The following is a 21,964-nucleotide window of genomic DNA, read 5'->3' as shown; positions in this document are numbered from 1 at the left end:
GAAAAACATGTAATGCAAAAATTAAAAAATCAGTCATAGATTGAGAAAATTAGTAAAAATAAGAGTGACTAACACAGAGGTTACAATTTCATAAATGTTTTGATGGATGAACGGTAGTATATCTCTTTATAAAAACAATCGATAGAAACCGACTTTCTATACAAGCAATTAAAAAACTTCAAAAAAGTACAGGATAACCAAAAAATAAGATAATAAAATCAATAGACCTTCCCCCTAACTCTATATAGATCTATTTGATTTTATTGAATTTTGGCGGAGAGAGAGGGATTCGAACCCTCGATATGGTTTCCCATATACACGCGTTCCAGGCGTGCGCCTTCAACCACTCGGCCACCTCTCCAGAGGTTCGCACTATACTCACAAAGAAGTAACCTTCAAGTTTAAATTATATACTTTAAAAAATAAAAAATTACTTTACTCAATCAAATAAAGCTAAAACATATAAAATTATGCTCTTTTTAATTTTATTATTGCAAAGAAAACAGTGCTTCATTCAGGCCTTTAAATGGCGCTACAAAAGAAAGTGTTTTTCCCTCTTTAAGCTGATAAGAGATGCGCACATTGCTGTTTTTGCTTATTTGTTTCATTAAAACAGGCCCTACAGGATATTGCGCCAAACAGATTTCTTGATTGCACTGCTTGTAATTAATAAGAAGCGGTTTTTTAGCATCTTCCATAAATACTTCAATAGGAACATTTATGTTAGCATTTGGCAATGTTCGTAACAACATAACCGGCTGACCATTTTTTGTAGAAACAAGAGACCAGCTAAAAACCTTGTTACCTTCTTTATCATCGTGGATTGTCTGAGTTACATTACAGATCCCTTGCTTCATTGTTTTGTTTTCATCGCAAATTAATGTCCAATAATCAAATTGCATAATAATTCGACGCGTTTCACCAGGCTTTCCACCGGGCACTGATAATTGCGGTGGATGCACCGTATAAACACTGTCTTGCTCCTCAGAAAAGCTTACAGCCTTTCCTAAAAAGACAAGAACAAACAAAAGACCTGCAATAATACTCTTTCGATTTATCACCATTATTTTAATGCTATGCTTAATCCTGCTCCTACACCCCAGTGCCCTCCAGAAGTGGTGACAGATAGATTAGAACGCATCCTTCCATCTTCAGACATATAACCAGCTCCAAAAGCAATTGCTGATTGATCACGCCATACACCGCTACCAAATGCAACACTGAGCATTCCTGGCGTATTAATATAATTTAAATTAGCTACAGCCAAACCGATAGCAGCGGCTTGTCTTGCTTCCTTTTGCACATTTTCAACTCTATAATTTAAAGCATTAAATTTCATATCAGTATAAGTGTTGGCTCGTGCAACAGCACTATTAAATACATCCTCTATTTTTTTATCTGTATACTTGTTGGCGTCTGCAAGAACAAGCCTCATTTGTTCTTCGGTGTAATCATGTAACTGACCGCCATTAACTGCTTGTTTTGAACTTTTTTCAATTTTACCATCTGCAACATTATCAATGAGCACAGGATCACTTTCATTACCACCTGCTAAGGTGATACTATTCATTTTGTTACCGTCTGCATCTTTATCATAGGTGACAACCCTATCATTGAGAATATCGACTTGATCAACCACATTATCAATCCTGTTTTCAAGCTTATTAGCCTTCTCATTTGTCGCCCAAAGTTGATCACCTGTGACCACATCAGTGGAACCCTGTGCCACTGCACCATTTGCTACATTCGTGATCTTACCAGGCCGACTATTATGATTAGCATCATAAGCTCTTTGGCTATCATCCCAATTTAAACCATTAGATTTTACCTGAACTTCAACTTGTTGAATATGATCATTAACGCCAGATATACTACTATTAACAGCATTAAAAGCATCAGCTACATTATTATATGTTTGTTTTCTACTCCTATCCTTCGCACCAAAGTTTGCAATTGTAAACATCGGCTCTTTCCATTGACCATTATACTCAGCGCCACCACCAAAATACTTCGCTATCGTGGTGTTTATCGAATAAAATTGAGAACCTGTCACTGCTTCTGTAGAAGCACCTGAAACAGCTCCATCCTTCAAGCCGGTAAGTTTACGTGCTTCTCCTCTACTGTTAGCAATCTTGATCTCAGCACCCCCAACATCCTTACCAATGGTGATAATATGCAAACCTGAATCTTGTGCTACAAGGCTATTACCAACCGTACTCTTTACATTTCCAACCCTCTCAGAAAGCTCTGTTAGTTTACTATTAATACCTTTAAGTGCTGCTTCAACACCAGTATGGCCTCGACCCTGAATTATATACATCGGTGCCTTACCTTCCAATACATCCGCGTCACTACCTAAATACCGCGCAATCGTGGTGCTCATCTCATAAAGCTGCTTCCCTGTAATAGCATCAGTAGAGTCATGAGCAATATCTCCATCTTCAAGAAATGTAAGCTTGCTATTTTTTCTTTCCCTTCCTTCTGTATGAAGTGCAACAAATGCCTGCTCAGATTTTCTCCATACCAAAGTATTATATTGCAAATTTGTAGAAATCTTACCGATTTCTGTAGTAAAGTGAGTAGATACATGCGTTAAACGACTATTTACATTCCTGATATTCAAATCAAGTTCCGTAAAAGCACTACCAACATCACTAAAATAATCCGGCCTCACCTCACCATTTGTAGAAACACGAGATAAAGTATATTGTGGTCCTAGAAGAATGCTATCACGAACTTTTGCACCACTCCCTAAATAAGCTGCAAATTTGTTGCTTACCGAGTAAAGTTGCTTGCCAGTAACTGCATCTGTTGATTTGTCTGACAGCTCTCCATCCTTCACACCAGAAAGAACCCGAGATACTCCTTTTTTGTTAGTAATACTAATCTTATTACCTTCTACTTGGCCACCAATGGTGATCAGCTGAGATGGGAAATTTTGTTGGACAAGGCCATCACTTAATGCGTTTGCAACATCATCAATTTTACTAGAAAGCTTCGACAACGCATTATTAACACCATCAAAGGTACTGCCAACATTATTATAGCGTTGTTCTTGAATTGTATATGTTGGTTCTATACCCGCAAGTATGCTTGCTCCACCACCTAAATACTTCGCAATATCGCTATTTAGAGTATAAACCTGACCGGCATTAACTGCATCTTTCGATCTGCTAGAGAGAACTCCATCAGCCACGTCTGTAATTTTTTTATTGAAAGCATCAATTCCAGAACTAGTAATTTTTGGCCCCCCCACAATAAGTAAGCTACTCTCTTTTAAAAGAGCATTTCCTACCAAAAGACTCGACACTTGAAGTTCCTTATTCAAATCAAATGTTATCTTATCACCACTTCTAGCAATCTTAATATTTTTACTTCCAATTAAATCAATTGTGTTTTTTGATGTAACCTTTGTAGCACCTCCACTATTAACAGAAAGCTGCCAAGCACCCCAAATATCTTGTTGATTTGCGTGTACACTTGAGCCCCGCTCAATACCCTGATCATTCTTAATAGCAAAAACTGGAGAAACACTCAACAGAAGCGTTAACACTGTAGTTCCTAATGAAGCTATTTTGACCCAAAGTGACCTATAAAGAAAATGACCATAATTTAATCTACTGTTTTTTAAGCTTAAATACAATTTTTGCATAACACCCCCTTGAACAAGATAATATATGAAGCACTAAAACAAAACCCAACATCATCACAGAAAGCAAAGGAAAGCCCTTCGCAAAATCAATGTTGCGCACTAGAAAAAATGAAAACAAAAGAAAATCTGTCGATGCCGTTATTTATTTTGACATCGCTCTACAATTTTTTAAAAATATTGAAGCTTAGAAAATATTACAGCCTTCTCAATTGAAAGCCTTTAAATAAAAAAGAAAACATACAACTTATTTTCAAAATATTGTATAACCTCCATCAAAAAACGTAATCCATTTTTGTGATAAAAGTGACCTTTATTAAAGCTCAATTTTTTCCTCAAATAACGCGCAGTAAAAAAATAGCAAGAGCACCAATAAATAATTTTTATAGATTTTTTATAAGCTAGATTCTTATAAAGATTGAAATGTATTTTATATTCAATAGTATCTACAGTATATTTTATAAAATATCGAAATTTATATAATAAGATACTGAAAATTTGTCATTACAGCTCTACTTACAATTATAAGAAAACTTCAAAAAAATCTTTCAATATGCAATTTTACTTTATGAAAAATACTTTTCAGATATAATTGAAAACTTAAATAATAAAATATTGCCGTCTTCACTTTATAAATTAGCATCATATGTCGATTTTTGGTAACATATAAATAACATACTGTACTTATGAGTAAAATAAGAAGAAATTAATAGAAAAACTACTCAAAAAACAGTTCAATAATATTAAATCATTCACCTAACTATAATATTAAAGCTGAAAAATGCTATCATCAGGATAATTTTTGTGTAAAAAAAATCCTCTTCGTAACTGCTTTCATTGTATAAACTAGAAAAAATCCTTAAAATCTGTTCTAACTCAGAAATCAACACATAATAAATGACGTTTTCTTTAGTTATAATGATAAACTCTAAATAAAAATCATCAATTGATTTTATTACGATTTCCCTTGCTCAAATAACTCAGAAATATTAAATAGCTAAGAATTTATACTACAAGTAGAAGATCATATTTGTTATCGTTGTGCTAATAATTAATAAACAAACTTCTAGATAGTGCTAACGCAATGGACAGTGCCTATGTTATCTATTCATAAGATCAGCTATAATAATAGCCGCCTATACTACTTACTAAATAATACCTACTTAATCTTAATGCTAAAATATTGATGCTTACAGTAAAAACTTCTGCAATATCGAGCGTATGCTAATATAGTTGTATGAAACACTACCCCTAATATTGTTATCAACCTCACAACTTTCGTACAGTCAAGCTAAACTATATCAAAATGATAAATCGTCTGTAAAATAACACCAAGTAAAACATCATTTTAAAATGAATAATTTATACGTGGATTTGAGTCCAGCTAAACTAAGCATCCAACATTAAATAATCCAACAGAGCGCATCCTAACAAAGAATCATTTGTCTTAAAACATACCTATAAATTGCTGCCCACTCGCTAAGCTCAAACAATATCATAACCTTCCCATTATCAAAAAACAAACTTGAGCAATCAAAGTTTCATTTTTAAATAAAATTGTATAAACAGAATAAATTGTTGTAGAATCCAAGTTATTATTCAATATCTTCAGCATAAAGAAAACGTGAAATAAATCTTTCAGCAAGATAATCAGGAAATTCTGTTTTGTTCCAGTTTCTCATATAGCTTTGATACTTTTATACATCCAGAATAAAAAAGATGGGACATTACCTTTTTTAAATGCCTCAAACCTTTATAAAATTGAAATCTAATATATACTAATCTCTTTTTAAAGAATACTCAGATTACTTCATTTCCCTCACATAGGAATGACTGAAACATAGGAGCGATTATCCGCTTTCTTACGAAAAGAAACTTTCCCATTTGAAAGCGCAAAAAGAGTATGATCTTTTCCAATACCAACATTCTCACCAGGATGCCAACGCGTACCACGTTGACGTACAATAATATTTCCTGCAATAACAACTTCACCACCAAATTTCTTAACGCCAAGGCGTTTTGATTCTGAATCGCGACCATTACGCGAGGAACCACCCGCTTTTTTATGTGCCATGGAATTCTCCCTTAATCTTCTTTACTTTCTGATATTGCAGCCACTACTTTCTGTGATGCAACCTTTTTTTTAGCAGTTTTTGTGGTAATTTCTTTAGAAGAAGTAGAAGTCTTTGCTTCTTTTGCTACAGCTGCTTTCTTTTCAACCGACTTTGCTGCTGCTTTTTTAGGCTTTGAACCATCCGTTAAAATTTCTAAAATACGAAGCGTCGTCATTTCTTGACGATGACCACGAGTACGCTTTGAATTTTGACGACGCCGTTTCTTAAATGCAATAACTTTACGTGCACGCCCCTGTTCTACAATTTCAGCTGTAACTAAACCCTCAGCGACAACAGGCGCACCGATAGTCACACTCTCCCCCTCACCTACCATCAATACATTATCGAATTTAATGATGTCACCAATGTTGCCAATGATTTTTTCAACTTTTAATACTTGGTTAGCAACAACACGATATTGTTTACCACCTGTTTTGATGACTGCGAACATTTTTTATCCTTTCGTTCGATCCCGCTCTTATTTCACTTTTGATTTATTCAGCAGAGAAATAGGCTTCTTTTTATCAGTCGTAAAAATTTAAAAAGATAACTCACACTTCTTAGAGCGCAAAAAATTCCTTAATACTTATATATATGATAGAATTTCTTTTCTCTGTCAAGAAAAGCCAACGAAGAAGCAAAAAAAGGTTGTACTTAAAACAATTGAAGATTATCAAATATTATATACACAAATTTACAATAGAAAAATTTTATTGCACTTACATATGGAGAGATGGCTGAGTGGTTGAAAGCACCGCACTCGAAATGCGGCATAGGGGTGACTCTATCGAGGGTTCAAATCCCTCTCTCTCCGCCAATTGCTAAAATAGTTGAGATAAATTTTCAAACCTTTTTATTTAATGCGTCTTGCTTGAATATGTGCCAATAATCCTAATGTTGAACTATCGCGATTATTAGCTTTAGCTTTTCCACGTATAACGGGTAACAATTCATTTGCTAATTCTTTACCAAATTCAACACCCCATTGATCAAATGAATTAATATTCATTAAAACACCTTCAATAAAAATACGATGCTCATAAAGCGCCATTAAACGACCAAGTGTAAAAGGTGTCAATAAATCCTGAATTAGCATAATGCTTGGCCGATTTCCTTTTAAACTTTTATGAAGTGCCAAATCATTTACTTCACTATCATTAATTGTATTATTAACAACAGTGTCCCAGCTGTCTTTAATAATGTGGCCTTTCATCAAAGCCTCTGATTGTGCCAAACAATTAGCTACTAATATATCATGCATATGACTTAAATGTGATTCATGCCCTTTGACAAATAAAATAAATTCTACAGGAATAATATCCGTTCCTTGATGCAGAAATTGGAAAAAAGCATGCTGCCCATTCGTCCCTGCATCACCCCAAACAACTGGACCGCTTGAAAAGTCTATTGGTTTGCCATCTAAAGAAACATACTTGCCATTTGATTCCATATCAAGCTGCTGTAAATAAGCTGGAAAGCGCACTAAACGCTGTGCATAAGGAATAACTGCACGTGATGAATAACCACAAACAACACGATGCCAGAATCCTAAAAGAGCAAATCGAATCGGAATATTTTTATGCAAAGGCGCAGTTTTAAAATGCTCGTCCATCTGGCGTGCACCCTTGAGAAACTGACGAAAGTTTTGACCACCAATTGCTAACATAACAACAAGTCCGATCGCTGACCAAACTGAATAACGTCCTCCAACCCAATTCCAAAATTCAAAAATTCTTGAAGAATCTATACCAAATTCTATCACTTTATCGACTGCACTCGAAACAGCAACGAAATGTATTTTTACCGCTTCTTTTCCTAAATGTGAACTGATCCATTGGCGTGCAACTTTAGCATTGGCTACTGTTTCAGATGTTGTAAAAGTTTTAGAAGCAATAATAAAAAGCGTTGTTTCCGGATTCAAATCAGCAAGAATATCAACAATATGTGCACCATCCACATTAGAAACAAAATGACAACGTGGCCCATCATGATAAGGTTTTAAAGCATTGGTAACCATTACAGGTCCAAGATCAGACCCTCCAATACCAATATTTACAATATCAATTATCTTCTTATCACTATACCCTCTATAGTTACCACAACGAACCATTTCAGAAAATTTTTCCATACGGGTAAGAACAGTATGAATGTCTTGAACAATATTACGCTTGTTCAACATAAAAACTTCATCAGTAGATAAACGTAACGCAATATGAAGAGCCGAACGTTTTTCAGTTACATTAATAGCTTCCCCCGAAAACATTGCCTTACACTTGCCTGAAACATCTGCTGTAATAGCAAGGTTATCTAAAAGTTGCAGCGTGTTTAATGTTACACCACATTTCGAAAAATCGAAAAGGAAATCATCAAGTTTTAAAGAAAAACGAGTAAAACGTTGTTTATCTTCTGCAAAATGTCGACGAATATCACAAACCTTATCTTCTGTAATATGCCTTTTTAAAGCCTTCAAAGCTACTTCAAAGGCTCTTTCACTGCGAACCATAATTATTTTCCCCAGTCATTGACAATAATATCAAGACACAAATCACTCTAAAACAGAGGATAGTTCCTTTACTCCAACCAATTCTGACTGCTCACATATGAAAAATAATACAAAAACGAAAAGACAAAGCACTCTCAAATGGCATCTCTTAGACAAAAATAAAAAATTGTGCTAACCTTCTATTCGAAAGCATTTATTTGACTTGGCTTAATTCTTTTGTCAAATGTTTAACTTCTTCTGATTTTGGCTTTATAAAACGTCCAAGAAATAGATAAACAACTGGTGTTACATAAAGCGTAAAAATAGTTGCCAACCCCAAACCACCAACAATAACCCAACCTAAAGCTACACGGGCTTCTGCACCAGCACCTTTTGCTAAAATCAAAGGAATACCCCCTAAAATAGCACAAATCATTGTCATACAAACTGGCCGAAGACGAACATTAGAAGCTTCTTCTACAGCTTCACGTACACTTTTACCTTGATCACGTAACTGATCTGCAAATTCAACAATTAGAATACCATTTTTAGCCATAATACCAATTAATAGAATTAAACCAATTTTACTATAAATATTGAGACTAACACCACCCAAAAGCATGGCAATTACTGCGCAACCAATCCCTAATGGTACAGTCGCCATTATAATAAAACCTGAAATAAAGCTTTCAAACTGCGCAGCTAAAATCAATAAAATAATCAAAAAAGCAATTCCAAAAACGATCATCAAATCAGAAGATGTTTCACCAAGCGTTGCAGCATCCCCCAAAGGAATAATATAATTTCCCTCTGACAATAAAGGAAGCGCAGCTTCTTTTACAGTCTTATAAGCACTTCCTAAAGAAACTCCTGGAGCGAGATTTGCACCTATAACAACAGCGCTCATGCGTTCTTCCCGTTTTAATTGAGGTGCAATAGCTTTTTCATGTAAATCCGTAACAACCGACAAAGGAACATATTTATTGTCTTTGGTTTTTAAAAAAACATTCTCTAAATCAGCAGGATTATTAATAGGATTTTTACGTGATGTAAGTTTTACATCATAAGCGTGATCATCCACATAAATCGAACCAATCTGCTTTCCATCCACCATCGTTTGCAATGTATCACCTAAATTGGTGATATCAATTCCCAAATCAGAAGCTTTTTCTCGGTCAATTTCGATAAAAAATTGAGGTTGTGTCGCATCAACAGTAAGCCGCGGACGAACAAATTGCGGATCAGTGTTCAAAGTGCTTACAAGCTTATCAGCAATCGATTGCAGTTGGGTATAATTATCTCCAACGACTGCAAACTGCAATCCTTGACCAATTCCTGAAACTCCTAAAGAACTAATTTGTGCAGCAAACGCAAAAACTCCCGGAAACTGCCTAACTTGTGCATTAACATCTTTTAAAATCTCTTGTTGGCTACGCGAACGCTTGTCCCAAGGTGAAAGCAACAAGATAAGAAAACCACTGTTAGATGAGCCTCTAGCTCCAGAAATAGAATAACTGCTAACAACTTCACCAGAATCACGCAATGTTTTTAAGCTCGCTTCAATTTGCTGCATTTGCTCATTCAGATAATGTACTGAAATATCTTGCGGACCATTAACAACCAAAAAAATAATTCCCCTATCTTCTGCTGGAGTTAACTCCTGTTTGAGTGCCATATAGCCTCCAATACAGAAGACGAAAAAAATAAGTGAAGCAAAAACAACAGTCCAAGGTCGTTCCAAACATTTATGCAAACTATGAGCATAACCCCTACCAAAGAAAGTACTCACCCGAGACAGAAAAACTAAACGATGTTCCTTTTGTTCATTATCTTCAACATGTTTTGCTTCTTTAAGAAAGAGCGAAGCGAGCATAGGACAAAGAGTTAAAGCAACAACCGAAGAAAGCAAAACAGACACTGCTAACACAAAACCAAATTCTCTAAAAAGCCCCCCTATTTGTCCAGGAAGAAAGGAAATAGGCACAAAAACAGCCACCAAAGTTAATGTCGTTGCCACAACAGCAAAAAACACTTCTTGCGTTCCTAATACAGCTGCTGACCGAGCACCAAATCCCATATTGCGCCACCGAACAATATTCTCAAGAACAACAATTGCATCGTCCACAACAAGCCCTGTTGCTAAAACAAGCCCTAAAAACGTGAGAATATTCAAGGAAAAGCCCGCAAGATAAATCGCAGCAATTGTCCCAATCAAAGCTACTGGAATAGATACAGCAGGAATAAGTGTTATACGAACATCTCTCAAAAATAGAAAAATAATTAAAACAACACTAAGTACAGCAATGACCAATGCAACCTCAACTTCATGAAGAGCACTCTTAATAAAAATAGCATCGTCATTAGGAATACTTATATGGACAGAAGAAGGGAGAATAGTTTTGAGGCGCTCCACAACTGCTCGAACATTCTTGGAAATATCAAGAGTATTGGATTGTGCCTTACGCACAATACCTAACCCAATCCCCACCTTCCCGTTTACACGAAGAATAACTGTCTCTACATCAGGAGACAAAGTAACGTGCGCAACATCACCAAGACGTACATGGGGCTTTAATACAACCTGTTCAAAAGCCTCTGGTGTCGTCAAACGAGCAGTTGCCCGCACAATTAAAGCTTGCTCAGAATTACGCAATGATCCCACAGGGGCATCAGTGGTCATATCAGATAAAACACGTGAAATATCTCCCACAGTCAGCCCATAACTGGCAAGCTTTGCTTGATCAATATCAATTTGAAAAATCTTCACACGAGCGTTATCAACTTGCACATCACCAACACCATCAACGGCAGAAAGCGCATCAACAATTTGATCATTCACAATCGTTGTTAAATCATCAATACTCATTGTTGGTGAAGTCACAACCAAATACATCATTGCAGCAGCATTTGAATCTGCTTTAATAATTACAGGTGGCTCTGCATCTTTTGGCAGAGAATAGGTAATACGAGAGATAGCATCACGAATATCAGATGCTGCGACATTTAAATCAACACCTACATTAAATTTAACTTCCACACGAGAACGACCAAAAGAGGAAGTTGAAGAAATCGTTTTAACCCCTGACACACGAGAAACGGCATCTTCTATAACTTTCGTAATTTCACGATCAATTGTTTCTGCCGATGCACCTGTAAAATTCGTCTGAATTGTTGCCACTGGAATATCTACATCTGGCAGTTCACGCACATCAACGCTTATCCATGCAGAAATCCCTGCAATAATAATCATAGCATTCAAAACAAAGGTAAAAACTGGCCTACTAATGAAAAATGCCATCATACCGCCTTGCTCTGACTTTGCTAAAAGCTGTTGCTTTTCAAATTCTTGATTCATTGCCCATCCTGACCATTAACTTCTGATAATTGCTTTTGATGAGCCTTTGAATCATTAATAATGACTTTACCACCTGGACGAAGCATTTGTACCCCTTGAACGACAATTTGATCACCTTTTTCTAAAGGAGCCTTCACAAATACTTGATTTGCCATATGCTGAACAATCGATACTGGAACATATTCTACCTTACCCTCTTTTACACGCCAAACAAATGACCCTCTACTGTTCCACTGAACGGAAAGAGGATCAACGACTGGGAAAGAACCTTCATGGAATTGAAATGTAACAGAAAAAGACATACCAGACATAAGTATATTTTTTTCATTCTGGATTTCAACTTGAACGTGAAGTGTACGGCTTTGTGTATCAACCATATTATCAAGCGCATAAACATGGCCAACAAAAGTCTTATCTGGTTGGGCTATTAGGGTTGCACTTACTTCATCTCCTTTATGGATGCGTGATGCATATCGCTCAGGCACCCAAATATCAATCAAAATACGTTCATTATTCTCAATACGGCCTATCACAGTATCAAGACCAACAGAATTTCCCACATCAATAGGCAAAATGCCAACAATTCCACTAATTGGCGCACGAATTGTTCGCCGATTAAGCGCTAAATCAGCATCAGATAAAGTTAAATTTGCATTCTCTAATTCTAAGCGTGCAGTAATCTCTTGAACCTCAGTCGCTGTATTAGTTGCGCGCAACTTAAGAATACGTGAAAGCGTTAAAGCGCTATTGTCGCGTTGAACTTTCGCTCTTGCAGCTGCTATTTCTTCCTTTTTAGAATCAAGCTTTGCAATCGCATCACCCGCCTGCACTTTTGTGCCAGCAGATACAAAAATTTTATCAACAACACCCCCTGACCAAGGAGTTAAATCCACCGCCGCAATAGCCCGTCCACTACCAATAGCATTAAAACGTTCATAAAAATTTTGAACTTTAACAAGATCAACAACGACATTTACCGGCGGCATTCCCATTGGCATTTTTGATGTTGCATGCAATGCGTTTTTTGTTTTACCTTCTGTAGGAACGAGGTATTCTATATTATGTTTTGGCCAAAAATAAATGGCAACACAAATAACACCCAAAAGCATTAATGGAATGATCTTTTTCAACGACCCCATACATCTATCCTTGCTTTTTCATTTACTTACGCCAATGCATTTGAAATAGTCTTCAGCAGCAATATTCAAATTTTGCAAAAATCGAATTATGAATAGTGTAACTACACCGCAAAAACGTATCTCATCTATATAATCTTATTATATCTGACTATCTTTCATGGAACAGACCGTCAAGTTAACTATCGTTCATCTTAGATTCTTACCACAAACAAAATAAAAAAATACTATGTAGAAACACTACAAAAATCGCAAATATTTCACAAACTTCAAACAAAAAAATTTTTTTACCAAGTTTCACTTGCAATTCATCAACGAAACGATTAGGAACCCCATGTCTTAATGATATAAGAGACTAAAAATTTATGCACCCGTAGCTCAGCTGGATAGAGCACCAGACTACGAATCTGGGGGTCAGGAGTTCGAATCTCTTCGGGTGCGCCAAATATTAGTAGAATCAAAACACTATAGACAAATTAAAGACTTTTAATTTTGTTGGTTTTATTGAATTTGTGGCTTTTACCTCATACTTTTTTAGTTTTTTTTATGGTTAATTGTTTTCTACGATAACCATCTTAGTATTTAGTATAAAGTAGTGCTACAATAACATAACTAATACCCAGCTATACTGTACTACTCTATTACTTACTGACAGAAAATTACCTTGATTTTAATTCAAGCAATGAAATTAGAAGTTCTTATAAACGCATATTTGTACGCTTTATTGTTAATTATGAAAGCCCACTTATAGCAAAAAAAATAGAGTTTTTGAAAAGCAATATAGACAACCACCTTATTTATATGGTATGCGCATTGATAATGTAATTCTTTTGAGTTTGTTCAAAGGGCGATTGGCTTTTGCCTATTTATTTATGACACTGAAACAAAGTAAGGTAAACTGTGCAAGTACTCGTTCGTGATAATAATGTTGATCAAGCATTGCGCGCGTTAAAAAAGAAAATGCAGCGTGAAGGTATCTTTCGTGAAATGAAGATGCGTGGATATTATGAAAAACCATCAGAAAAGCGAGCTCGTGAAAAGGCTGAAGCTATTCGTCGTACACGTAAACTTGCTCGTAAACGCGCACAAAGAGAAGGCCTTATTGGTAACGGTCGAGCTGCTTTTATGCGATAATACATTTTTGTTGGTGTATTATAAAGTAGCTCCAACGAAAAAGTCGGTTAATGTTATTTCAAAGAATTCAGACTTAAGTCTATAAATGGGAATTTTTTCTTCATTTTAAATAAATTTTACTCTGTGCCCTAGACATGATTGCTGATTCTCACCTACTGTTAATAGCTTCATGATTGCATGACATTGTTTAGCTATTTTAAAAAGAATAGAAGAGAGAAAGCATGAATGGGGCTTTTACCACAGAAAATATGAAATGTTTTTTTATACAGGCATAAAAATTTTTTTCTACTTTAAAAATCTAATAAGCACATTCTAAAAATACTGGTTCTACAGACCTACCCCAAATAGAATGATAATTAGACAACAGCCTGTCAGCGTCCGTTTGTCCCATTGCAATCATTTCTTCCAAAGGATTAAGAAAACTTGCCTCATCATAACCAGCAGTATCATACTGCTTGCGATTTTTTAAACCCTTACGTGAAATCGCAATAGCCTGGTGTGCTAATTCTAAAATCACCGTTCGACGAAAAGGTGTTTGGAGCCCTTCTTTTGGAACACGTCTACGCATATCTAAAACTTCTTCAAAACACCAATCTTTTGTTAAAGCTTCTGCTTCATTAAGTGCTTCACTATCATAAAGAAGACCAACCCAAAAAGCAGATAATGCGCAGATATGTTGCCAAGACCCACCGTCAGCACCTCTCATTTCTAAAAAGCGTTTTAAGCGTACTTCAGGAAATAAAGTCGACAAGTGATCTACCCAATCTCCTATATTGGGTGTTGAATCTGCAATTTGCCCTTTCAATGCTCCATTCATAAATTGGCGAAAAGTTACATGTGTACAATCATGATAATGCCCATCGCGTACAATAAAATACATTGGTACATCAAGTGCCCACTCAACATAATCAGCAAATCCAAAGCGTTCGGAAAATATAAAAGGAAGCACTCCTGTCCTTTGATTATCAGTATCACACCAAACGTGAGAACGCCAAGACAAGAAATTATTTGGGCACCCCCCGATAAAAGGTGAATTGGCAAATAATGCTGTTGCAATGGATTGCAATTTCATTGATACTTGCATTTTCCGCCGCATATCAGTTTCAGATGAAAAATCAAGATTCACTTGGATAGTCGCTGTTCTATACATCATATCAAGACCACCATGACCAACTTTTGGCATATATCTAGTCATAATTTGATAACGTGATTTGGGCATTTGCGGTGTTTCAGCTAAAGTCCATTTCGGGCTAGCACCAATACCTAAAAAACCGATACCTAATGGTCCTGAAATTTTTTTGAGGAGAGCCAAATGTTCCATCAGCTCACAATAAGTCTGACCAACCGTTTTCAATGGTGCACCAGATAACTCAAACTGCCCACCAGGTTCCAAAGAAATCGCACCTTGACCTGCTGATTCTACAAGTCCAACAATATTTCCTTCATCTAAAATAGCTTTCCACCCTAGAGCTTGTTGCATCCCCTCCAAAAGTGAACGAATACCCCTTTCACCTTCATATGGAACAGGACGAAAACCATTTATATAGAATGGAAATTTTTCATGCTCTGTACCAATACACCAGTCATTTTTTGCTTTACAACCCTCTTGGAGATAACCAACTAGAGAATCTAAATTGTGAATTTCACTTTTATCAGTTGTATCAAGCACCATAAATTATTTTACCTTATCAACAAGTTCCATCACTTTAAATGAATTGTTTTAAATGACATTGCAAGCTTCTTAATCGATTGACCAAACCCCTATTGCAGTATTAATAAGCGCCAAAGCTGCAACAGCTGCAGTATCAGCACGTAAAATACGTGGACCTAATGATATAGAAATCACAAAAGAATGTTTTCTTAAAAGAATCTGTTCTTCTTCACTAAATCCTCCTTCTGGTCCAATAAGAACACCAAGCGGAATAGTTCCATGCTTCTTTAAAAGAGGTAATGGATTCTGTGTTTTATGCGACTCATCGCAAAAGAACAAAGAGTGTGTCTTATCCCAATGTGCTAAAAGTGTTTTTAGCGATACAGCAGGTAAGCATTCCGGTAAAGACAAAATGCCACATTGTTCAGCCGCCTCAATAATATTAGCCTTTATACGTGCCATATTGATACGAGAAACTTGTGTATGATGTGTTATAACAGGCTGCAAAACAGACACCCCCATTTCTACAGCCTTTTGCACCATATAATCTAAACGTGCATGTTTAAGTGGAGCAAAACAATAAACAAGATCTGGACATATTGTTTGAGGTCTTGTTTGGTGAATAAGTTGAACCACTACAAACTTTTTTTTAATAGCGGTAATCTTGGCTAACCATTCACCATCTTGCCCATTAAAAAGCAAAATCTGAGCTCCTTCTTTCATGCGCAAAACATGCACAAGGTAAGAAACTTGAGCTCCTTCTATCTCTATCTTTCTGTTCAAAGAAAGTGGCTGCTGAATAAACAACCTTTGAAATTTATAATTTACACGCATAAAAAATTCGTGACAGAGCAAATTACAATCGTCAAGATAATGAAACAAAAAACACAATTAAAAGGAAAAATCAGCCCCATAGAATTACAATATACTGAAGAGTGATAGAATTTATTTACCTTTGTTTATAATAATTGGAACAAATAGAATATTAAATGATTCTATTTGCATAAAAATTAATCACAAAATATTCTTTTGCACTCAACGACTTGCCTTATGATTGGAGAAAGATATGTCTGCTAAAAAAGCGACCATTATTATTGTTACCACAATTTTAGCCTTTATTCTGATCACTATAGGAATTAGCTCAGTTGGAACAAAGGGAAAGCATATAATTGCCACAGATGGCTATGGTATTTCCTCTCAAATACGTTAGACTCCTGGTAGTGTATTCTTTAAAATTTTATTCTAAAATAATATTTTTGAGTGATTTTTTAAAATCAATAATGAAAAATAAAGATTTAATTTTCATCGATATTTTTCTTAACAAAAAAATTTCCTAGAGACTGCCCCGTAGAGCTAAGTGAAAAACTAAAAGGCCGCACAAGGCTATTAGTAAGACATTGAACATCTTTGCATAAAGTGTCTGAACGATTATTTTTCTGTAATCGTGCTTGCAATATAAAATCATTCTGCTTTTTCTTAGTAAAAGGCATTGCAATTGAACCATCAATAGACAAATTCCAATCTGCCGTACGTATTAATGATTCTATCTCCGTTACTGTGCCATCCAAAAATTTTGCTTTAATATTGAAACGCTCAAAAGGCGTTGAAAACGCATGGTTATTTACTAAAAAAAACTGTTCATTCTCTGAAAGCTTGTGCTGCAACTCATTTAAATCATATCTCAATAATCGGCCAGAAGGCATATCCACTGTTAACTGCCCTTGCATTTTCTCAAGGATTTCCGACCAACGACTAACAAGCATTTGTATTGTTACAATAAAGTCAGTTTTAGCTTGTATAAACGGAGTTAGTCCTAAAGCCTCTGAAACAGCCTGCACATCAACAGAAGTACCCGAAACACGTCCTTCAATGCGCGCTTTTTTACCATTTGGTACAATTTGGACATTACTCTGAATAGATCCACCAAAAACATTTACATTTCCAAGATCAAAAATCCCATGCCCATTTCCAACTTGCATTGCTGCTGCCAAATTTGTGAGTACAATTTTACCTACTTTTGCTTGCGGTGCTGAAAGTCGCACATCTAATCCAATGCGATCAAAAATTGCCATATTAAAGAATCTATTTTCCTCTCCAACAGATGAAAACATCGACGCCAATACATTAAAATCCACATTATCAAAAGCTAAAGATCCGATTATGGTAGGAATACGATTTTGAAAGTCAAATTCCAAAGCTCCACGTGCATTTGTAACACCCATTGTAAATGTAATATTATTCATTTCGATACGCGTTGGCTGTGCTAAAAAATGAGATTCCCCTACAATAGGCAGTTTTAATCTTTCCCCCCAAAACTGATTTCTACCGATCCAAGCTAGTGTTTGATTCCAGCCAGGAGAACGCATTGATACTTTTCCATCAAAAATGTAATATTCAGATAATCGCGCTTTTCCCATAAACGTTATACCACCACGCACAGAATTGAAGCTCACTCTAAGTGAGCTTTGCCCCCCTGCTAAAAGTAATAAAGCTTGATCAGCATTAATTAATAATTCCGTTAACTCTCCATGCCAACGAGCATTTGCACGAAACCGTGCTGCTTGTGTCAATTCCGACCAATCTATAGTTGCATTCAGTCCTGTTATTTTTTCTGTTACATCAGAAACACTATCACGATAAATAAGAACACCATTTTCAATAACAATACGTCCAAAAGGTTGGTTTAAAAGGCGTTCTATATCTGGCTGATCAGGATTAAGTTTAACAATTTCACGAGCATTACGTACTGCTAACCCCAAAGTACCTTGCGATTGTGAAAGTGTATTAAAAAAATCAGACACTGTTTTAAAAGGCTTTCCCATAACAAATTGTGGATGCACAATTCGTGTTTCTGAAAAAGAAATACATCCCCTAAAAAGATCAATTAAAGAAAGATCTACTTCTATTGATTCAGCTTCCATTAAAGGCGCAACATCATCAATTTTTGATGTTAAAGTAACTCCTGAAAGAAATGCTTTTGGATAAGGAAAAAGTTTCAAACGTGGTGGATCACGCAATTGCACATTATAGCCTGTCCACGCACTTAAATCCTGTGCCATTCGGAGACGAATCGCGTCTGTCGATACAAGATAAGGTAAAATGACAACAGAAGCTCCAAGCAAAAAAACAACTGCAACAAAAATCCCACTCAAAAATTTTATTATTCTGATGAGCACAATTTCCTCTATAGACCCTATAATAGATTAAAACGAAACTAAATGATCATTAAAAAATGGTTTTTATAATCCTATAATTTGCTATATCTATTTAATAACTCAATTACCCTTATTCTTATTCAAATTTTATTGAAACAACAATGTTACTCTCTTTTTTATAAAGCAACTATTTTCCACTACTCTCTAACAGAAAGCAGATAGTCAAACCGTGTAACTATGTTTATTAAATAGTGCCATAAAACTCTTTTTACTATCAGCAAATACTTTATAAAAAACTGAATATCCCTATCGAAAGGATTCTTCTCATGGACAATATTATTGACGGAAAAAAGCTTGCTGAAAACACCATTAATAAAGTCAAAAAAGAAACAAAAAAATTCCGTAACAATCATAAAATACAGCCTGGGATTGCTGTTATCATTGTTGGAGATGATCCTGCAAGTCAAATTTATGTTACCTCAAAAAGTAAAAAAGCTGAAGAATGTGGTTTCCTTTCAATTAAGCACACAATTCCCCAAGACACGAAAGAAGAAGAACTTCTACAACTCATTGAAACGTTAAATTCCGACCCTAAAATCCACGGGATTTTGGTGCAACTCCCTCTGCCTGCTCATATTAATACGAACAAAATAACGCAAGCTATCGCTGTCCAGAAAGATGTTGATGGTTTTCATTATATCAATATAGGAAAACTCTCAGCAAATATATTTGAAGATACTATCATTCCCTGCACACCTGCTGGTGTTATGATGATAATCGAACAACAATGTGGGCAAGATCTATCAGGTCTTGATGCGGTCATTGTTGGGCGTTCTAATATTGTTGGCAAACCTATGGCAGCCTTATTGATGGCAGCCAATGCCACTGTGACAATCGCTCATAGTCGCACTCGTGATCTTGATGAAGTATGTCGTAGTGCCGATATTTTAGTTGTAGCTGTTGGTTGCCCACATATCATTAAGAAAGATTGGGTAAAAGAGGGAGCTATTGTTATTGATGTTGGCATTAACCGGATTGAAGCTTCAGAAAAAGGTACTAATAAAACCCGTCTTGTTGGTGATGTAGATTTTGCAGAAGTTAAAGAAAAAGCCGCCGCTATTACTCCTGTACCAGGGGGTGTTGGTCCTATGACGATTGCTATGCTCATGGTCAATACGCTTAAAGCTGCTGCTCGAGCACATAAGTTGCCTATACCAAAATTCTAAGACTTTTTTGTACTTTTACCACAGTTATATAAATTTTCTACGTTTTGTGTTCTCAATCTGTCATAATAATAAATATTCTTTGATTTGTGTTATTTTCTTTTAGATAATGATTAATAGGAAAGATCTAATTTTCATTAAGTACTTACACAAATGCATTATTCAATTCATCTACTGTGGTTAAATTACAGAAAATCGATTTTTGATAAATAAAAACCCTGTGTCTAATTGCGTTACCAAACTACTCTACCTCAATTTAATTAAGAAATTACCTAAAAATGATGAATTAACTACCAAATAAAAATTTCAAATATTAACCGTATATTTCTATCTCAATACAGTAAGATCTTTCTATCCTCTTAGTTTAATATAAATTTCAGTAGAAATATAAGAGTTAAATACATAACAAAGTGATCAAATTTAGCCTGATTGAAAATTGTATAACAAATATGCTTTTTCAAGAAAAAGCGTAAAAAATTGCAACATTCTTAATAGCTTAGAAGAAAACATAAAATTTTTATATACAACCGTTAGCTTACTAAATTGCCTAATATATTAAATTAAAGCGATAAAAAATAGCAACAAGTTTCGTTCTGCTAAATCACCCACTACCACCAAACACAATCAAAAAAAGATATTGGAATAATTTTACTAACCACGGATTTACCCATTTTTCCATTCAATTATACAAGTTTAAAATTTATAAAAAGCCCCTCACCATTACAATAGATAGATACCAAACGAGCCATTAGTTTTCTTCATTCTAAATGGTAACTGATTAAAAACGATCCATCAAAGAAAACCAGTTCATTGCTAAAAATACAAGCGGATAACGAAAAATTTTACCACCTGGAAAAGACGAAATCTTCAAATCCTGAAAATACTTAAAACGTTCACGTTTTCCAGATAACCATTCAGCATATAATTTTCCTATAAAAGGAGCAAGCATAATTCCGTGTCCTGAATATCCTCCACAATAAGTAACACCCGGCATAAGTTGGCGAACATAGGGCATGCGTTCAAACGTAATTGCTACTGTTGCCCCCCAGCGATGTGTCAAATTTATAGACTGAAGATGTGGATAAATTTCAACAATTTGCCGATGTATACGCTCATCTAAACCAACTGGATACTGGTTACTGTAACTTTCTACCCCACCAAATAATAAACGATTGTCAATGCTCTTTCGAAAATAACGAACCATAAAACGGGAATCATCCACCGCTTCTCTTTCAGGAAGAATCGAACTATTCTCTGGTAGTGGCTCAGTTGCTCCAATATAAGAACGAATAGAAAAAATATGTTTCTGCACAAAATCCTGAAGCCCAAGATTATATGCATTGGTTGCCAATAAAACACTCTCAGCCTTTATATTGCCTCGTTCTGTTACCACTACGCACTGATTATTGTTGCACTTTATCGCTTTCACTTGAGTCTTCTCATAAAGTTTAGCACCAACTCTCTTTGCTTTTTTTGCTAACCAAACAATTAACTTTAGTGGATTGATATGGCCAGTATCTACATCACAGATACCACTATGATAAAAAGACGAACCAAGTCGTTCATCTGTTTCAGATTTATCCATAAAAGTAAGACCATGATAACCATAACGTTGCATCGTCTCAACATGCTGCTGATAAACTTTGATCTCACGTTTTTTATGGGTAACGGAAAGTTGGCCTGCTATAAAGTCGATATTGCAATCAGGCATAGCGCACCAAGATAATATATCCCTTTTGGCTTCTTCGGCTAAATCAAATAATATCTTACTTCGTTCAAAACCATACTTATTCTCTAATGTTTCTACCCATTGTCGTTGACCCGTTCCCAATTGCCCACCATTGCGCCCCGAAGCACCGTCACCAAAGCATGAAGCTTCAAACAAAACGACACTCATTCCAGCCTTAGCTAAATGATAAGCAGCTGAAAGCCCTGTAAATCCACCCCCAACAATAATTACATCGCACTGTACCTGATCACCAACAAACAGAGGATAAGAAGGACGGTCTTCTAGAGTATCCTCATACCAAGAAATTCCTGGGGAAATTTGATGAGAATTAACCAT

14 protein-coding genes and 3 tRNA genes are annotated in these 21,964 nt (G+C 35.7%); 5 read left to right on the top strand and 12 right to left on the bottom strand.

Annotated elements, in window-relative coordinates; genetic code table 11:
• Positions 1-271: 271 nt before the first annotated feature.
• The 5 genes from BBBE_RS01485 to rplU form a co-directional block, all read right to left on the bottom strand.
• Positions 272-361 (bottom strand) — tRNA-Ser (locus tag BBBE_RS01485).
• A 127-nt stretch (positions 362-488) separates the two neighbouring features.
• Positions 489-1,064, bottom strand: a complete 576-nt coding sequence (locus BBBE_RS01480) for an invasion associated locus B family protein (RefSeq protein ID WP_010700850.1) — start codon at positions 1,062-1,064, stop codon at positions 489-491.
• Entirely contained in the window at positions 1,064-3,553 is a 2,490-nt protein-coding gene (locus tag BBBE_RS01475; protein ID WP_210162039.1) for a YadA-like family protein, read from the bottom strand. Before BBBE_RS01475 ends, BBBE_RS01480 begins: the two co-directional genes overlap by 1 nt.
• Positions 3,554-5,468: 1,915 nt before the next feature.
• A complete protein-coding gene (gene rpmA, locus BBBE_RS01470) occupies positions 5,469-5,723 on the bottom strand; it encodes a 50S ribosomal protein L27 (protein WP_010700848.1) in 255 nt (84 codons plus the stop codon).
• Between the two features lie 11 nt (positions 5,724-5,734).
• The gene (gene rplU / locus BBBE_RS01465) at positions 5,735-6,214 is read right to left on the bottom strand and encodes a 50S ribosomal protein L21 (protein ID WP_010700847.1); all 480 of its coding nucleotides are present in this window, start codon (positions 6,212-6,214) and stop codon (positions 5,735-5,737) included.
• Between the two features lie 276 nt (positions 6,215-6,490).
• On the opposite strand from rplU, the gene BBBE_RS01460 reads away from it, so the two are divergent.
• Positions 6,491-6,580: transfer RNA gene (locus BBBE_RS01460), tRNA-Ser, on the top strand.
• Positions 6,581-6,616: 36 nt separating this feature from the next.
• Here BBBE_RS01460 and pgi read toward each other — a convergent pair.
• From pgi to BBBE_RS01445, 3 genes are all read right to left on the bottom strand, one after another.
• Positions 6,617-8,266 (bottom strand): glucose-6-phosphate isomerase, encoded by a 1,650-nt coding sequence (gene pgi, locus BBBE_RS01455; protein ID WP_010700846.1) that lies wholly within the window; start codon positions 8,264-8,266, stop codon positions 6,617-6,619.
• Positions 8,267-8,459: 193 nt separating this feature from the next.
• A complete protein-coding gene (locus BBBE_RS01450; RefSeq protein ID WP_010700845.1) occupies positions 8,460-11,600 on the bottom strand; it encodes an efflux RND transporter permease subunit in 3,141 nt (1,046 codons plus the stop codon).
• The gene (locus tag BBBE_RS01445) at positions 11,597-12,739 is read right to left on the bottom strand and encodes an efflux RND transporter periplasmic adaptor subunit (protein ID WP_010700844.1); all 1,143 of its coding nucleotides are present in this window, start codon (positions 12,737-12,739) and stop codon (positions 11,597-11,599) included. Before BBBE_RS01445 ends, BBBE_RS01450 begins: the two co-directional genes overlap by 4 nt.
• Before the next feature lie 364 nt (positions 12,740-13,103).
• Between BBBE_RS01445 and BBBE_RS01440 the strand changes: the two genes are divergently transcribed.
• Both BBBE_RS01440 and rpsU read left to right on the top strand, forming a co-directional pair.
• A tRNA-Arg gene (locus tag BBBE_RS01440) sits at positions 13,104-13,180 on the top strand.
• 456 nt (positions 13,181-13,636) lie between these two features.
• Positions 13,637-13,870, top strand: coding sequence for a 30S ribosomal protein S21 (gene rpsU, locus BBBE_RS01435; RefSeq protein WP_010700843.1), 234 nt, complete (start codon positions 13,637-13,639; stop codon positions 13,868-13,870).
• A gap of 298 nt (positions 13,871-14,168) precedes the next feature.
• Here the strand turns inward: rpsU and BBBE_RS01430 are convergent, their stop codons facing one another.
• Both BBBE_RS01430 and BBBE_RS01425 read right to left on the bottom strand, forming a co-directional pair.
• Positions 14,169-15,542 (bottom strand): glutamate--cysteine ligase, encoded by a 1,374-nt coding sequence (locus BBBE_RS01430; protein ID WP_010700842.1) that lies wholly within the window; start codon positions 15,540-15,542, stop codon positions 14,169-14,171.
• A 69-nt stretch (positions 15,543-15,611) separates the two neighbouring features.
• Positions 15,612-16,355, bottom strand: coding sequence for a 16S rRNA (uracil(1498)-N(3))-methyltransferase (locus BBBE_RS01425; protein ID WP_010700841.1), 744 nt, complete (start codon positions 16,353-16,355; stop codon positions 15,612-15,614).
• A 232-nt stretch (positions 16,356-16,587) separates the two neighbouring features.
• Here BBBE_RS01425 and BBBE_RS07405 point away from each other — a divergent pair, with 232 nt between their 5' ends.
• On the top strand, positions 16,588-16,731 hold the full coding sequence (locus BBBE_RS07405) for a hypothetical protein (protein WP_010700840.1): 144 nt from the start codon (positions 16,588-16,590) through the stop codon (positions 16,729-16,731).
• 85 nt (positions 16,732-16,816) lie between these two features.
• Here the strand turns inward: BBBE_RS07405 and BBBE_RS01420 are convergent, their stop codons facing one another.
• A complete protein-coding gene (locus tag BBBE_RS01420) occupies positions 16,817-18,697 on the bottom strand; it encodes an AsmA family protein (protein WP_010700839.1) in 1,881 nt (626 codons plus the stop codon).
• A gap of 305 nt (positions 18,698-19,002) precedes the next feature.
• Here BBBE_RS01420 and folD point away from each other — a divergent pair, with 305 nt between their 5' ends.
• Positions 19,003-19,902: a bifunctional methylenetetrahydrofolate dehydrogenase/methenyltetrahydrofolate cyclohydrolase FolD gene (gene folD / locus BBBE_RS01415; protein WP_010700838.1), complete on the top strand. Its 900-nt coding sequence runs from the start codon at positions 19,003-19,005 to the stop codon at positions 19,900-19,902.
• Between the two features lie 775 nt (positions 19,903-20,677).
• On the opposite strand, the gene BBBE_RS01410 is transcribed toward folD, so the two are convergent.
• Positions 20,678-21,964: an NAD(P)/FAD-dependent oxidoreductase gene (locus BBBE_RS01410; RefSeq protein ID WP_010700837.1), complete on the bottom strand. Its 1,287-nt coding sequence runs from the start codon at positions 21,962-21,964 to the stop codon at positions 20,678-20,680.

Origin of the sequence: Bartonella bovis 91-4 (assembly GCF_000384965.1) — a bacterium.
Lineage (GTDB): Bacteria > Pseudomonadota > Alphaproteobacteria > Rhizobiales > Rhizobiaceae > Bartonella > Bartonella bovis.
This window is presented reverse-complemented; position numbering and strand designations above follow the sequence as displayed.

Coding starts and splice junctions, on each gene's coding strand:
- BBBE_RS01480 (WP_010700850.1), bottom strand. CDS start 1,064: ATGGTGATAAATCGAAAGAGTATTATTGCAGGTCTTTTGTTTGTTCTT.
- rpmA (WP_010700848.1), bottom strand. CDS start 5,723: ATGGCACATAAAAAAGCGGGTGGTTCCTCGCGTAATGGTCGCGATTCA.
- rplU (WP_010700847.1), bottom strand. CDS start 6,214: ATGTTCGCAGTCATCAAAACAGGTGGTAAACAATATCGTGTTGTTGCT.
- pgi (WP_010700846.1), bottom strand. CDS start 8,266: ATGGTTCGCAGTGAAAGAGCCTTTGAAGTAGCTTTGAAGGCTTTAAAA.
- BBBE_RS01450 (WP_010700845.1), bottom strand. CDS start 11,600: ATGAATCAAGAATTTGAAAAGCAACAGCTTTTAGCAAAGTCAGAGCAA.
- BBBE_RS01445 (WP_010700844.1), bottom strand. CDS start 12,739: ATGGGGTCGTTGAAAAAGATCATTCCATTAATGCTTTTGGGTGTTATT.
- BBBE_RS01430 (WP_010700842.1), bottom strand. CDS start 15,542: ATGGTGCTTGATACAACTGATAAAAGTGAAATTCACAATTTAGATTCT.
- BBBE_RS01425 (WP_010700841.1), bottom strand. CDS start 16,355: ATGCGTGTAAATTATAAATTTCAAAGGTTGTTTATTCAGCAGCCACTT.
- BBBE_RS07405 (WP_010700840.1), top strand. CDS start 16,588: ATGTCTGCTAAAAAAGCGACCATTATTATTGTTACCACAATTTTAGCC.
- folD (WP_010700838.1), top strand. CDS start 19,003: ATGGACAATATTATTGACGGAAAAAAGCTTGCTGAAAACACCATTAAT.
- BBBE_RS01410 (WP_010700837.1), bottom strand. CDS start 21,964: ATGGTTAATTCTCATCAAATTTCCCCAGGAATTTCTTGGTATGAGGAT.